General features: G+C 61.6%; 11 protein-coding genes and 1 pseudogene. 4 read left to right on the top strand and 8 right to left on the bottom strand.

Annotation, left to right across the window (positions count from 1 at the left end):
- Window positions 1-153: 153 nt before the first annotated feature.
- The 7 genes from AAEZ06_RS26400 to kdpF all read right to left on the bottom strand — a co-directional run bounded on the left by AAEZ06_RS26400 (window position 154) and on the right by kdpF (window position 8,329).
- Window positions 154-846: a response regulator gene (locus AAEZ06_RS26400; RefSeq protein ID WP_149411496.1), complete on the bottom strand. Its 693-nt coding sequence runs from the start codon at window positions 844-846 to the stop codon at window positions 154-156.
- Entirely contained in the window at window positions 843-3,500 is a 2,658-nt protein-coding gene (locus tag AAEZ06_RS26395) for a DUF4118 domain-containing protein (RefSeq protein WP_350617002.1), read from the bottom strand. Before AAEZ06_RS26395 ends, AAEZ06_RS26400 begins: the two co-directional genes overlap by 4 nt.
- A 161-nt stretch (window positions 3,501-3,661) precedes the next feature.
- Entirely contained in the window at window positions 3,662-5,734 is a 2,073-nt protein-coding gene (gene kdpB / locus AAEZ06_RS26390; RefSeq protein ID WP_149411498.1) for a potassium-transporting ATPase subunit KdpB, read from the bottom strand.
- Window positions 5,735-5,746: 12 nt separating this feature from the next.
- Window positions 5,747-6,406 (bottom strand): K(+)-transporting ATPase subunit C, encoded by a 660-nt coding sequence (kdpC, locus tag AAEZ06_RS26385; protein WP_149411499.1) that lies wholly within the window; start codon window positions 6,404-6,406, stop codon window positions 5,747-5,749.
- A 10-nt stretch (window positions 6,407-6,416) separates the two neighbouring features.
- Window positions 6,417-8,123: a potassium-transporting ATPase subunit KdpA gene (kdpA, locus tag AAEZ06_RS26380; protein WP_350616999.1), complete on the bottom strand. Its 1,707-nt coding sequence runs from the start codon at window positions 8,121-8,123 to the stop codon at window positions 6,417-6,419.
- 13 nt (window positions 8,124-8,136) lie between these two features.
- Entirely contained in the window at window positions 8,137-8,259 is a 123-nt protein-coding gene (locus AAEZ06_RS26375) for a hypothetical protein (RefSeq protein WP_350617005.1), read from the bottom strand.
- On the bottom strand, window positions 8,231-8,329 hold the full coding sequence (gene kdpF, locus AAEZ06_RS26370; RefSeq protein WP_149411501.1) for a K(+)-transporting ATPase subunit F: 99 nt from the start codon (window positions 8,327-8,329) through the stop codon (window positions 8,231-8,233). Before kdpF ends, AAEZ06_RS26375 begins: the two co-directional genes overlap by 29 nt.
- 410 nt (window positions 8,330-8,739) lie before the next feature.
- On the opposite strand from kdpF, the gene AAEZ06_RS26365 reads away from it, so the two are divergent.
- The 4 genes and pseudogenes from AAEZ06_RS26365 to AAEZ06_RS26350 form a co-directional block, all read left to right on the top strand.
- On the top strand, window positions 8,740-10,326 hold the full coding sequence (locus AAEZ06_RS26365; protein WP_149411502.1) for a BCCT family transporter: 1,587 nt from the start codon (window positions 8,740-8,742) through the stop codon (window positions 10,324-10,326).
- Between the two features lie 93 nt (window positions 10,327-10,419).
- Window positions 10,420-12,429, top strand: a complete 2,010-nt coding sequence (locus AAEZ06_RS26360; RefSeq protein ID WP_350616997.1) for a CocE/NonD family hydrolase — start codon at window positions 10,420-10,422, stop codon at window positions 12,427-12,429.
- An 84-nt stretch (window positions 12,430-12,513) separates the two neighbouring features.
- Window positions 12,514-13,449, top strand: a complete 936-nt coding sequence (locus tag AAEZ06_RS26355; protein WP_149411504.1) for a LysR substrate-binding domain-containing protein — start codon at window positions 12,514-12,516, stop codon at window positions 13,447-13,449.
- A 21-nt stretch (window positions 13,450-13,470) separates the two neighbouring features.
- Window positions 13,471-13,638, top strand: a pseudogene (locus tag AAEZ06_RS26350) (MFS transporter); the annotation flags it as partial.
- A 233-nt stretch (window positions 13,639-13,871) separates the two neighbouring features.
- Here AAEZ06_RS26350 and AAEZ06_RS26345 read toward each other — a convergent pair.
- Window positions 13,872-15,002: a catalase family protein gene (locus AAEZ06_RS26345; protein ID WP_149411505.1), complete on the bottom strand. Its 1,131-nt coding sequence runs from the start codon at window positions 15,000-15,002 to the stop codon at window positions 13,872-13,874.
- Window positions 15,003-15,032: the final 30 nt, after the last annotated feature.

Below are 15,032 nucleotides of genomic sequence, written 5' to 3'. Positions count from 1 at the left end.
CGGTAGTTCAGTCGGTTAGAATACCGGCCTGTCACGCCGGGGGTCGCGGGTTCGAGTCCCGTCCGCTGCGCCATATTAAGGTTTTCTGGACCGCTGAACGCCAGGTCACCACGAAAAGCCCGCTTATAAAGCGGGCTTTTTTGTGCCTGGAATTTAGAGCCCTACCAGTCGATACCCCACCTGCAACTCGGTAATGAAGTACTGCGGTTGTGCGGGGTTCGCCTCCAGCTTCTGGCGCAGATGGGCCATATGTACGCGTAGATAATGGGCGCGTTCCACGTAATCCAGGCCCCAGACTTCCAGCAGTAACTGCCTGTGGGTCAGCACTCGGCTCTGCCCGCGAATCATCGCGCACAACAGGCGGTACTCGATGGGCGTCAGGTGTACCGGCTGGCCCTGGCGCCATACCTCATGGGTGGCCAGGTCGACTTCAATCTCGCCAAACGCCACTTTGCTGGTGGCTGTCACGGTGCCGGTTTGCCCATGTCGACGCAGTTGTGCGCGGATACGTGCCAGCAGCTCGGGCACGCCGAAGGGTTTGGTCAGGTAGTCATCGGCACCAGCGTCCAGGGCGGCGACTTTTTCCTCTTCGCGATCCCGCGCCGACAACACCAGGATCGGCACCGCCAGCCAGCCCCGCAATTCGCTGATCAACTGTTTGCCGTCGCCATCCGGCAAGCCGAGATCGACGATCACCAGGTCCGGCTGGCGGCTGGCGGCATGGATCAAGGCGCGCTTGACGCTGTCGGCCTCGAAGACCTGGAAGCCTTCATCTTGCAGGGCGATACCGACAAAACGGCGGATATTGGCCTCGTCTTCAACAATCAGAATGCGCGCAGTGCTCATAGGGTTTCCATGGATGGCGGGGTGCCCGCTGGTAAAGTGATGACGAAATGCATGCCGCACTCGGTGCCGGGGTTGGCTTCAATGCACCCGCCATGGGCTTCGATGATGCGCTTGACCAGTGCCAGCCCCAGGCCGATGCCAGCGACGGCGGACTCCTGCTGGCCGCGAGTGAAGGGTTCGAACAGGTTGTGAGCAGCACAGCCCGGCCCGGCGTCGTTGACTTCCAGCAGGATCTTGTCCCCAGCCTGGCGGGCGCCAACAGTAATGCAGGTGCCGTCGGGGGTGTACTTGGCGGCGTTGTCCAGCAGGTTGACCAGCACCCGTTCGATCAATAGTCCATCGACCTCCACCAGTGGCAACTGCGCGTCAATGGCGGTGTGTACGACGTGCCGGGCCAGCGGTTCGCGCAGCTGGCGCAGGGCGCTGCCGACGATTTCTTCCAGGGAGTGCCATTGCCGATTGAGCCGCACTCCGTGTTCTTGCATGCGGGCCATGTCCAGCAGGTTTTCAATCAGCCGTTGCATGGAAGTGGCTTGTTCGTGGATGTCGTGTAGCAAATCAGTCAGGGGCCCGGGTGGGGCGTGGGGCAGTGCGGTGTCGGCGGCGCCGATCAGCGTGGTCAAGGGCGTGCGCAAGTCGTGGGAAATGGCGGCGAGCAGGGTGTTGCGCATTTTCTCGCCTTCCATCTGCACCAGTGTGCTTTGCGCCACTTCGACGAAATGCACCCGCTCCAGGGCGATCGCCAGCTGGCTCATGCAGGCTTCCAGCAACCGGCGCTCTTGCGGTTCGCTCAGGCGTTCGCGCTGGGCCAGTTCCAGCACCAGCACACCGCGTACGCGCATCGGTGCCTTCAATGGCAGGTAGCAACCTTTGGCGGCCGCCAGGGTGTCGGTGCCCTGGCCCGCCGGGCGGCCATGGTCGTAGCTCCATTGGGCGATGCCTTCATCGATGGGCAGCACGCCCGCACCAACGCTATGGAGACGGTCTTGCGCATCTGGCAACGCCAGGCCCACCCGCGCCTCGAACACGCCGCTGAAGGTACGTAGTGCCACTTCGCTGATCTGCTCCACGGTCAACGCCGCCGACAGGTCGCGGGCCAGTCGCGCCAACGACGTTGCACGCCGCTCCCGGGCCGCGGCGGTGCGTGCTTCATGGCGTAGACGGGCGGTGAGTTGCCCGGTGATCAAGGCGATGCCGAGCATCAAGGCAAAGGTGAAGAAATACTGGGTGTCATTGACGGTGAAGGAATAGCGCGGCTGCACGAAAAAGAAGTCAAAACACAGCACCGCGAGCATCGCCGCCCAGACGCCGGGACCGCGCCCATAGCGCAGGGCCACCAGCACCACGGTGAGCAAAAACACCATGACCACGTTGGCCAGGTCGAACACCTGAAGCAGCAGCGCGGCGATGGCGCTGGCGGTGAAGCAGGCCAGGCTAGCCCAGACATAGGCCAAGGTGCGACCCGGCGCAGGTGGTGGGTTTTCAAGATTTTTGACTGGGGCGCTGGCGGGTAATACACCGTGGGCAATGACGATCTGATCAATCTGCGGATGGTGACGGCTGATTCGATCACTGACCGACTGGTGCCAGAACCGCCAGGCCTGGCGGGGATGATGGCCAAGCACCAGCCGGTTGGCGTTGTGCTCACGGGCACAGGCCGCCAGCGCCTCGGCGACGTCCATGCCTGGCAGCGTTGCGGTATCGGCGCCAAACTCGGAGGCTAGGGCCAGGGTTTTCATGGCCGTCAGATAGCGCTTGGCACCGCGACCTTGGGCCGAAGCCACATGCACGACGATCCAGTCTGCCTCAAGCTTCTGCGCCAGCCGCGCCGCTTCACGCACCAGGCGTTCATCACCGGCGTCGCCCGCCACGCCGACCAGCAGCCGCTCGCGGGCTGGCCACAAGGCTTTGATTGAGCGTTCGCGGCGATACACCCGCATCTGCGTGTCGACACGGTCGGCTGTGCGGCGCAGTGCCAGCTCGCGCAGGGCCAGCAGGTTGCCCTTGCGGAAAAAATGCCGTGACGCACGCTCGGCCTGAGGCCCCAGGTAGACTTTGCCGTCCTTCAGACGCTGCAACAGGTCATCGGGCGGCAGGTCGACCACCACCACTTCGTGGGCATTGTCGAACACGTGGTCGGGTACGGTTTCCCGCACGCGGATACCAATGATCCCACTGACAAGATCGTTAAGACTTTCCAGGTGCTGGACGTTGAGGGTGGTCCACACGTCGATGCCGGCGCTGAGCAGTTCTTCCACATCTTGCCAGCGTTTGGGGTGGCGCGAGCCAGGGGCGTTGCTGTGGGCCAGTTCGTCGACCAGCAGCACTGACGGATGCCTGAGCAGGGCAGCGTCGAGGTCGAATTCGGTAAGGGCGACTTCGCGGTGTAACAGGGCGGTGCGGGGCAGTTGTTCCAGACCATGGAGCAGGTCGGTGGTTTCCTGGCGACCGTGGGTTTCCACGACGCCCGCGAGCAGGTCGCGGCCCAGGGCGACTTCTCGTTGCGCTGCCGCGAGCATGGCGCAGGTCTTGCCCACGCCGGCATTGGAGCCGAAGTAGATACGCAATTTGCCGCGCAAGGCGGCTTGTTCTTCCTGATGGAGTCGGGCCAGCAAGGCGTCGGGGTCGGGGCGATCTTCGTTTAATGCGGGCATGTCATTCCTCAAGAGAGTCTGTAGGAGCGAGGGGGACGCCTAGTTCTTGCTCGCGAAAAACCTGAGAGCGCCGTTGGGTGTCAGGTTTCCCGCGTAATCGTTAACGACCTTCGTCGGAACGCCGCCCGGAGCAAGCTTGCTCCTACAGGGGAGTTGGTCCGTTACACCAGACCTAGTCCAGTCAACACCATGTCAATTACCTTGATCCCGGCAAACGGCACCAGCACCCCACCCACGCCATAGATCAGCAGGTTGCGGTTAAGCAACGCCGCCGCACCAATGGCCCGATAGGTCACGCCGCGCAGCGCCAGTGGAATCAACGCGACAATGATCAGCGCGTTGAAAATCACCGCACTGAGAATCGCCGAGTTGGGACTGGTCAGGTGCATTACGTTCAAGGCGCCGAGCTGCGGATAGGTCGCCACGAATGCCGCCGGGATGATCGCGAAATACTTCGCCACGTCGTTGGCGACGCTGAAGGTGGTCAGGGCGCCACGGGTCATCAGCATCTGTTTGCCGACCTCGACCACTTCGATCAGCTTGGTCGGGTTGCTGTCCAGGTCGACCATGTTGCCGGCCTCTTTCGCTGCCTGGGTGCCGCTGTTCATTGCTACCGCCACGTCGGCCTGGGCCAGTGCCGGGGCGTCGTTGGTGCCGTCGCCGGTCATGGCAACGAGCTTGCCCTGGGCCTGGTAGTCGCGGATCAGTTGCAGCTTGTCCTCCGGGCGAGCCTCGGCGAGGAAGTCGTCGACACCAGCCTCCACGGCAATCGCCGCGGCGGTCAGGCGGTTGTCGCCGGTGATCATCACCGTCTTGATGCCCATGCGCCGCAATTCGGCGAAGCGCTCCTTGATGCCGCCCTTGACTACGTCCTTGAGCTCTACCACGCCCAATGCCTTGGAACCGTCGGACACCACCAGCGGGGTGCTGCCGCGCCGTGAGACTTCATCGACCTTGGCCTGCAACGCCGCCGGAAAGCTCCCACCCAAGGCTTCGATATGACTGCGAATAGCATCCGCCGCACCCTTGCGAATGGTCCGGCCCTCGGGCAGGTCGACGCCGCTCATGCGGGTTTGTGCGGTGAAGTGGACAAAGCTGGCGCCCAGGGCGTTGATGTCTCGCGCCCGCAGGTCAAACTTCTGTTTGGCCAGCACCACAATGCTGCGACCTTCAGGGGTTTCATCGGCCAGGGACGCCAGTTGCGCGGCGTCCGCCAACTCGGCTTCCTTGATACCCGGTGCAGGCAGGAAACTGCTGGCCTGGCGATTACCCAGGGTGATGGTGCCGGTCTTGTCCAGCAACAACACGTCGACATCGCCAGCCGCCTCGACGGCCCGGCCTGAAGTGGCGATTACATTGGCCGACATCATCCGGCTCATCCCCGCCACGCCAATGGCCGAGAGCAGACCGCCGATGGTGGTGGGGATCAGGCACACCAGCAACGCCACCAGCACGGTGGCACTGATCACGCTGCCGGTGCCGCTCATGGCTACGGCAAAAATCGAGTAGGGGCTCAGGGTGGCGATCACCAGCAGAAACAACAGGGTCAGCCCCACCAGCAAAATGTTCAGGGCTACCTCATTGGGCGTCTTCTGGCGCTTGGCGGACTCGACCATGGAGATCATGCGGTCGAGAAACGACTCACCGGGGTTGACGCTGATGCGCACCACCAGCCAGTCCGACAGCACCCGCGTGCCGCCGGTGACCGAGGAAAAGTCGCCACCCGCTTCGCGAATCACCGGAGCCGATTCGCCGGTGATCGCGCTTTCATCCACCGAGGCCACGCCTTCGATCACCACACCGTCCAGGGGCACCAGGTCGCCGGCTTCGATCAGCACCACGCTGTCCTTGCGCAACAGACTGGCTTCAGTGGGCAACCAGGCCGCACCGTGCCGGGGTTGTTGCAGCAATTTGGCCAGGGTCTGGCGCTTCATGCTGCGCAGGCTTGCTGCCTGGGCGCGGCTGCGTCCCTCGGCCAGGGCCTCGGCGAAGTTGGCGAACAGTACGGTGAACCACAGCCACAGGGTGATGCTTAAAATAAAGCCGCTGGGGGCTTCACCCGCTCCGCCCAGGGACTGGAACCACAGTAGCGTGGTGAGAATGCTGCCCAGGTACACCACGAACATCACCGGGTTTTTCCACTGGGCCTGGGGCAGCAGTTTCTTAAAGGCGTCGACGCAGGCGGTGAGCACAATGCGCCGATCAAACAGAGGTAAACGAGCATTCTTGATCATGAGGGGAATCTCTTACTCACTGGCCGCAATAGGGGGCTGACGCAGGGGCAGACGAGCGTCCAGCGCGAGGTTGAGTTGCAGCACATTGACCCGTGGTTCGCCGAGCAGGGCGAGGGTGCGGGCAGCGGTGTGGTCGTTCACCAGTTGCAGCAGTTCGGCTTCGGGCACCTGCCGCAGAAGGGCCACCCGTGCCAGTTGGATCCGTGCGTTGGCCACTGAGATATGTGGGTCCAGGCCGGAGGCAGAGGCGGTGACGGCATCCACCGGCACTTGCGCATCGGCGGCGAGGGCGTTCTCCTGGCGATACGCCAAAACCCGCGCACTGACCTGGTCGATCAGTTTCTGGTTGGTCGGCCCCAGGTTGCTGGCGCCGCTGGAACCGGCGTTGTAGGGCTGCGACACGCTTTTGCTCGGGTCTTGCGGGTCGGCGCCGAGGGTCATGCTTGGGCGGCCGTGGAAATACTCCGGGCGGGTGAAGTGCTGGCCGATCAGGGCCGAGCCGATCACCAGGCCGTCGCGCTCGATCAGCGACCCCTGGGCCTGGAAGGGGAACAACAGTTGTGCGGCAAAGGTGGTGAATATCGGGTATGCCAGGCCCGTAAGGGCCATGAAAAACACCGCCGAGACCAGCACCGGGCGCAACAGCCCTTTGAATATCGATTGAGTCGTCATCAACGTGTCCTTATTTATACGTCTGGCCGGACAGCAACTGCAGTTGCTCCACCAGCGGGCCAAGCGCGAGCGCCGGCAGGAAGGTCAGGCCGCCGACCACCAGCACCACGAACACCACCAGCAACATAAACAGCGGGGTGGCGGTGGGGATGGTGCCAGCACCGGCAGGTACGGTTTTCTTCATCGCCAGGGAACCGGCCACTGCCAGCATGGGCAGCATGGTGAAGAAACGTCCGATCAGCATCGCCAGGCCAATGGTGGTGTTGAAAAATGGTGTATTGGCGTTTAAGCCGGCAAAGGCCGAACCGTTGTTGGCGGTACCCGAGGTGTAGGCGTACAGCACCTCGCTGAAACCGTGGGGGCCGAGGTTGTTGAGGCTGGCCATGGTGTCGGGCCACACGGAGGCGAGGGCGGTGAAACCAAGGATGCTGATGGGGTGCGCGAGTACCGAGAGCATCACCAGTTTCATCTCCCGGGCCTCGATCTTTTTGCCGAGGAATTCGGGGCTGCGGCCGATCATCATGCCCACCAGGAACACCGTCAGCAGTGCGTACTGGATCAGGTTGATAAAGCCCACGCCGTCGCCGCCAAACACGCAGTTGAGCATCATCTGCGCCAGTGGCACGAAGCCGCCCATGGGTGTCAACGAGTCATGCATGGCGTTGACAGAACCGGTGGTCGCGGCCGTGGTAGTCGCAATGAACAAGCTGCTGTCGGCGATGCCGAAGCGCAGTTCCTTGCCTTCCATATTGCCGCCGCTCTGCTCTATCGACAGCGTCTGATTGGCGCCGGCCTGGGTCAGCAACGGGTTGGCGTTCTGCTCCGAACCGTAGACCAGGGCCAAAAAGCCGATGAACATCACCAGGAATGTGCCGAAAAACACCCAGCCCTGACGGCGACGCACCAGCATGCTGCCGAAGGTGTAGGTCAGTGCCGATGGGATCAGCAACATGCTGAGGATGTGCAGGATGTTGGTCAGCGGCGTCGGGTTTTCGAACGGGTGCGCGGCGTTCATGCTGAAAAAGCCACCGCCATTGGTGCCGATGTGCTTGATCGATTCAAAGCTGGCCACTGCGCCGACGATCAACTGTTGTTGCGCGCCTTCCAGCGTCGTTGCCAGGGCTTGGGACGCGAAGGTCTGCGGCATGCCTTGCCAGACATACACCAGCGCCATGCCCACGCACAGCGGCAGCATCACCCGGTAGAGGGTGCGGGTGAAGTCGACCCAGAAGTTGCCGATGTCCGCCGAATTGGCGCGGCTCAATCCGCGAATAAACGCGGCCGCAGCGACCACGCCGGAGGTGGCGCCGACAAACATCAGAAAGGTAATGACCGCCATCTGGCTGAAGTTCGACAGGCTGGTTTCGCCCGAGTACGCCTGCCAGTTGGTGTTGGTAATAAAGGACGCGGCGGTGTTGAACGCCAGGTCCGGTGCCTGCGCTGCCAACCCCAGGGGGTTGATCGGCATGACTGCTTGCAGGCGCAGGATGAAATAACCCAGCAGCATCATCGCCGCGTTCGACAACACCAGCGCCGAGCCATAACGGGCCCAGCCCATGGTCTCCAGGGGGTCAATGCCCAGCAGGCGAAACGTCGCGCGTTCCGGCAGGGCGTGGCGGGTCCCGGTAAATACCCGGGCCAGCCACTTGCCCATCAGCACGGCGAGCCCGGTCATCAACCCCAGGACCAGCGCAAATTCCAGCAAAGTGCTTAACATATCGAGGCTCCGTTCAAATCTTGCCCATGGCGACAATGGCCATGGCAGTCGCAGCAAAAAACACCAGGGAGATGCCTACAAAGATCAAGTCGTACATGGCGAACTCCCTAGAACTTTTCGGCGCGAATAAGGGCATAACCCAGATAAGCGAACAGGCCCACGGCACATGAGCCGCTGGCGATATAAATGAACGTGAGTGTCAACACGGTAAAGCTCCCCTTATTAATAAGCCGCAATAGCGGACGCGGGGAGGTTAAGGGACGGGGTATCAAGCTCAGGCACTGATTGCGGGTGCGGGTATTAAGACGGCGTATAGATGAGTGTGCAGAAAGTCACGGTAGTGGGGTTGTTGGCGGTGGTTCAATAGAGGTGACGTAATCGTTATGGCCAATAGCCTTTTTATACGCGTTCTTTACGCGGTATTTGGAGCCCCAGTCATGACCTGAGGGAATGCCCCCATACCCATTGGTCGATTGCGCCCGGTTGTGCATAAACGGTTATCTATACCCACGCGAAGACTTCAAGGCGAACCACCCGACGCAGGATGCGCGGCGTTCGCCCTCTAAAAATGGCCTGTAAAGGCAATAAAAATAGTCTGTCTGGGGAATCGCACAACATGAAATACCCATTGCGTCCGTTGGTCTTCTGGCCAACCTTTCTGATTTTGCTGGCGGCGGTAATTGCCAGTTATGTCGACCTGAATGCGTTCCTTGCGGTCAGCAAACAGCTCAATACGATGATTCTCGAAAACTTCTCTTGGCTGTTTAGCGCTGGCTCGTTTGCCATGGTGGTGCTGACGGGCATCGTCTACTTGTCGCCGCTGGGCAAGGTGCGCATCGGCGGTGAAAACGCCAAGCCCCTGCTGAGTAAATGGCGCTGGTTCATGGTCGCGCTGTGTACCACGTTGGCAGTGGGGGTGTTGTTCTGGACCACAGCCGAGCCGCTCTATCACCTGTATTCGCCCCCCACCAGCCTGCCGATCGAGGCCGGTAGCGCGGCGGCCAAGAGCTTTGCGATGTCGACGATGTTCCTGCACTGGACCATCACCCCCTATGCGATTTACCTGGTGCCGTCCCTGGTGTTTGCGTTGGTGTTCTACAACCTGCGCAGCAACTTTTCCATTGGCGCCATGCTGCAACCGTTGCTGGGCGAGCAGCGGGTCAAGCGCTACGCGGGGCTGATCGATACCCTGGCGATGTTTGCCCTGGTGGCCGGCATGGCCTCGTCCCTGGGCACCGGCGCACTAACGTTGTCCGGCGGCCTGAGCCAGTACATCGGCGGCGAAACCACGCCCTTGCGTCTGGGGCTGATCATCGCCGTGATCGTCATCACCTTCGTTGCCTCGGCCGCCAGTGGTTTGCAACGCGGCATCGTCATGCTGTCCTCGTTCAATACTTGGATCATGCTGGCTCTGGGGCTGTTCGTGCTGCTTTGTGGACCGACCCTGTACATGGTCAGCCTCGGCGTCGAATCCCTCGGTGTTTACCTCGATACCTTCTTCAGCCGCAGCCTGTTTACCGGAGCCGCCAGTGGCGACACCTGGCCGCAAAGCTGGACGGTGTTCTACTGGTCGGTGTGGTTCGCCTGGGCGCCGGTGAGCGCGCTGTTCCTCGGCAAGATCGGCCGGGGCTACACGGTGCGCGAATTTATCCATATCAACATGCTGTACCCGGCGTTGTTCACCGCAGCGTGGATCTGCATCTTCTCCGGTTGCAGCCTGTATTTCGATGCGCTGGGTGATGGCAGCTTGAACCGCGTGCTCAATGAGCAGGGCATCGAGCATGTGCTGTACCAGATGTTCCAGCAGTTGCCGGCCAGTGGCCTGATGATCGCGTTCCTGTTGTTCGTCGCCTTTATCTCGTTCGTCACCGCCGCCGACTCCAGCACCGATGTCATTGCCAACCTGTGCAGCAAGGGCGTCACCGCCGATTCCGACCTGGACGGCAACCCGGCGCTCAAGATCGTCTGGGGCGTAATCATCGGCACCGTGTCGTGGGTGATGGTGGCCTTTGTCGGCATCGACGGGGTGAAGATGCTCTCCAACCTCGGCGGCTTGCCGGGGATGATCCTGGTACTGCTGGCTAGCACCTCGTTGATCTACTGGCTGAAAAACCCGGCGTTGCTGGAGGTGAAAAACCTTGCGGTGACGACGCCGGAGCCTGGCCTGCGTGGCGCCAGCCCGTTACCGGATTTTGTCCGCTGACCGACTGATCCTGCGTGTCTTCTCATGCGTTCCAGCTTGAACGCGTGGGAGTCGTTTGCTTGCAATAACGTCTACCCGCTTCTGGAGTTACCGATGGAAATCGTTACCGAGTTTGCCCACAAGGTCCGTGAAATCGAGCATTGCCTGATCCCGCTGAGCGATGGCACACAACTGGCCGCCCGCATCTGGCTGCCGGAAACCGCAGGCGATCAAGCTTTCCCGGCGATCCTCGAATACCTGCCGTACCGCAAGCGCGACGGCACTGCCGTGCGCGATGCACTGACCCATCCGTGGATGGCCGGGCAGGGCTATGTCTGTGTGCGGGTAGACATGCGCGGCAACGGTGAATCCCAAGGCCTGATGGCCGATGAATACCTGCTGCAGGAACAGGATGACGCCCTCGAAGTGATCGACTGGCTGTGCCAGCAACCCTGGTGCGACGGCAACATGGGGATGATGGGCATCTCCTGGGGCGGCTTCAACGGCCTGCAAGTGGCGGCGCGCCAACCCGAGGCATTGAAGGCGATCATTACTCTGTGCTCCACCGATGACCGCTTTGCCGATGACATCCATTACAAGGGCGGCAACCTGTTGATGGAGAATTTCGGCTGGGCCGCCACCATGCTCAACTTCAGCGCTGCGGTGCCCGATCCTTTGCTGATGGGCGAAGACTGGAAAGCCATGTGGCAGGAGCGCCTGGACGCCATGCCGCTGCTGGCCGAGACCTGGCTGCAACACCAGACCCGAGATGATTACTGGCGCCATGGTTCGGTGTGCGAGGACTACTCGGCGATCAAGGCGGCGGTGTATGCCGTCGGTGGCTGGGGCGATGCCTACAAGAATGCCGTGCCACGGCTGATGGAAAACCTGCCGGGTGCGAAGAAAGCGATGATCGGCCCGTGGATTCACAAGTACCCGCATTTCGCTGTGCCCAACCCGGCTATCGGCTTTTTGCAGGAGGCCAAGCGCTGGTGGGATCACTGGCTCAAGGGCATCGACAACGGGGTGATGGATGACGCCACCTGCACTTTTTACCTACAGGACGTTCTGCCACCCAAGGGCAGTTACGCCGAGCGGCCGGGTGTGTGGGTGCAGACATCGGGCTGGCCTGATCCTCAGGTCCAATGGAACGATTACAGTCTCGACGACGCGGGTCTTGCGCCGGGCCGCCAGCCATTGGCGACGGCACGCAGTGTCTGTTCGCCACTGACCACTGGCCTGCATCAAGGTGAATATTGCGCCATCTGGTTCGGTCCCGACGGCCCGACGGATCAGCGCCGCGACGACGCTCACTCCCTGTGCTTCGACTCCCTGCCGCTGACCGAGCCGCTGGCGCTGCTGGGCGACGTGCGTTTGAACCTGCGAGTGGCCAGCGATACCACCTGCGGGCAACTGGTGGCCCGTCTTAATGCCGTGGCCCCCGATGGTCAGGTCACGCAGATCACTTATGGCGTGCTCAATCTCACCCTTCGCGAAGATGTTTCCCGGGTGACACCGCCGGTGCCGGGCGAACCGATGGACGTGCAATTGAGCCTGGATCACGTCGGCATGCGCCTTCCGGCTGGCTACCGTTTGCGCCTGGCCCTCAGCACCGCCAGTTTCCCGCTGCTGTGGCCCAGTCGCGAATTGACCACCCTGACCTTGCTGCCCGAACTGCAAAGCGTGCAGTTGCCCGTTTTTACCGGCGAGGCTATAGAGTGCCCGTTCGAAGCCCCGCAATCAGCCCCGCCAGCGGCCCTGGAAGTCCTGCGCGCCGCCGCGCCGAAACGCACGCTGATGGAAGATGTCGGCAGCGGTGAAGTCTGCGTGAAGATCGAGGATGACCTGGGCGCGGTACGTTTTACCGATCATGGGTTGTCGGTGGACCAGCGCTGCACCGAGCAGTACCGCACCTTGGCGTGGGACCCGTTGTCGACCCGTGCCGATATCCAGTGGCACTACCGTGTCAGTCGTGATCAATGGTCGGTGGAAGTGGACAGCAGCCTGCATGTGCACGCCGATGCTCAGTGGTTCTACATCGAGGCCGAGCAAGTGGCGTGGGAAAGTGGCCAGTGGGTGCATCGTCGCCAATGGAGCAAACGTGTAGCCCGGGTCGCGCTGTGAATGATCAAGTGGCAGGATGCCCATAAACCTGATCACCCTCTGGCGCCAGTTCATCGGCGCCAGCGCTTGCCATTGGAAACCCTCATGTCGCGCCGAAACGTCGATCTTCCACCGCTCAACTGCTTGCAGACATTCGAGGCAGCAGCTCGCCATCTGAGCTTTACTCAGGCCGCCCATGAACTGAACCTGACCCAAAGCGCGGTGAGCCGGCAGATCAAGCGCCTGGAAGAAGACCTGGCGCGCCCGCTGTTCCATCGACTGGCACTGGGCATCAGCCTGACGCCTGCAGGTGAGCGTTACTTTCGCACTATCCAGCGTTTGTTGCGCGAGCTGGATCGCGAGTCGGCCGAGTTGCGCCGCCGAGGGGCGGATCGCCAACTCACGCTGGCCAGCACGCCGACCATCAGTTCAATCTGGCTCGCCGCGCTGTTGCCCGCTTTCCAGAGTCAGCACCCGGACCTGGATATCCGCATCCTGTGCAGCGAGAGTCCGAGCCATCTGGATGTCAGCGAGTATGACCTGGGCTTGTTTTATCACCTGGATGAGCTGCCTGCGCCTCACGGCCTGGAGCTGACGCCGGTATTCGACAGCGAGCAGGTCATCACTGTCTGCAGCCCCAGCTATGTGGAGCGTCACGGGCCGATCCGCGACCCGCAGCACCTGCTTCATGCCCACACCTTGCTGATCGTCGAGGATCACTATCACGACTGGCTGACCTGGACCGACTGGTTCGTCGATGCCGGCGCCCATTACCACGCCCCGCGCCATGCCTTGCGCACCAACAGCTACCAACTGCTCATGCAATCGGCGGTGATGGGCCATGGCGTAGCCCTGGGCTGGAAAAGCCTGCTGGAGGGTGAGTTGGCGGCAGGGCGCCTGCAAATGGCCTTGCCCCACAGCATGCTCAGCCGCGGGCGCCTGCAACTGATGCAACCGCACCATCGCAACCCGCCATCGGCTGCCCGCAGTTTTCGCCAGTGGTTGCTGGCACATGCCTACACCTTGAAAACCACCTCCTGACCTGACCTTTATCGGCCTGCGCCCAAGCAGGTCACTGGCGAATACCTGGTGGACGGCGCACCGCTGCATCACGTCGTAATGCCGGAGCACCCAATGGGCGCCATGCTCGATCCGCGCGTGGACGAAATTCCCCAGGAACTGGTGATCGACGAGCCAGCGTCCGCCAGTGATCCAGGCGTGAAGAGCTGATCGGATTACTTGGCTTTTTTCTTTTTCGGTTGGCGCGTGGACAGATGGTCAAAGCAAAAGGACGCGGCGCCGAACAGCGCAATCATTGAAAGTACGATCATGCCGAGTGTTGAGCTTTCCACGGTGACTTCCTACGAGTGTGAGGGGTAGGAAGCCACGGTAGTGGCGGGGCGCCAGTGTCTCAATAGACTCGACGCAATCGTTATGATCGCCCTCGAATCTATATGAAACCTTTACAAGTTACGGCTGTGACGGTAGTCGCTGACCGCTTCGTACACCGCTTTGCGCAGTCGGTTGATCCCGCCAATCGGCCGGTGCTCTTCCAGGCCGAACCACGGGTTGAACGACTGGTTATCGCAGGCCAGGTTCAGCGCCGGCGTATCGAAATCCTGGGCCGGGATCTTGATGTTGGCGACAGTTTTATAAGGTGCATCGCTTTGCTTCCACTCGATGCTGGTGTCTTCGATCGGCATGTATTTCTGTGGATTCTGCCGCTGGATTTGCAGGACAAAACACGCCGCCACACGGTCGGTGGACAACTGCTGATTCAAGGCGCTGCGCAGGAAGTTCGGCAGGTCCTGATTCTGTTTGGGCAGGGAGTACTCCGGGCAGCTTTGCGGGTCGGGTGCGACGCGAAACTTGGCGTTGGCCGTGCCGAACTTGTAGGGCGATACGGAAAAGTAGGTGGTCTGGGTCGTACTGGCAGGCGCTGGGGCCAGGGTCGCCAGGGCGATAAACAGGTGGCGCACCTGCCAACTGCGCGGGTCGAGGCTTGGGAAGAAGGCCATGACTTTTTTGCCATCGGCCTGGGCGCCTACGTTCTGCGCGTACTCAGCAACGTCGCTGACAAAGAAGTTCGGATGACTGAACATAACGAAATCCTGTTCGCTGCGCGCCTGCTGATCGGCCAGCAGTTGCTTGCCCGGTACATCGAGCAACTTGATCGCCATGCCCCGGGCATCGCGAATGCTGTCGAACTGCGGGTAGGCGTTGCCGTTGGACAGGCGCAGGGTCGCCTGCCAGGTTTTGCCCGGCTCGGCAAAAACGCCCTGGCGCAGGGCCGGGTCGAGGTCCGCCAGCACGCTGACCTCGGCCTTCACGCAGCCGTGAGCCTTGGCATGGGCGTCGCGTAAATAACGCGTGCCCTCGCGGTGCTGATCGACGATGCGCACCGCTGTCTGAATGATGCCTTGGGTCATGGCGGCTTCCCCTGGCGGGATTTGTTCATCCGGCGACACCGGGCCGCTGTGTTGCCAGGCGAACCAGATGGTGGACAGCAACCAGCCGAGCAAGCCCAGGCCCACCAGCCACAACAGGGTCTTGCCGAGAAACGTGCCGAGGCGCAGCCAAAGTCGAGCGAGCATTGAAAAATCCTTTTTGACGAAGACGGTTGA

The organism is Pseudomonas sp. HY7a-MNA-CIBAN-0227 (genome assembly GCF_040310325.1).
Taxonomy (GTDB): Bacteria; Pseudomonadota; Gammaproteobacteria; order Pseudomonadales; family Pseudomonadaceae; genus Aquipseudomonas.
Note: the sequence above shows the minus strand (reverse complement) of the source record. Positions and strands in the feature narration are given on the sequence as shown.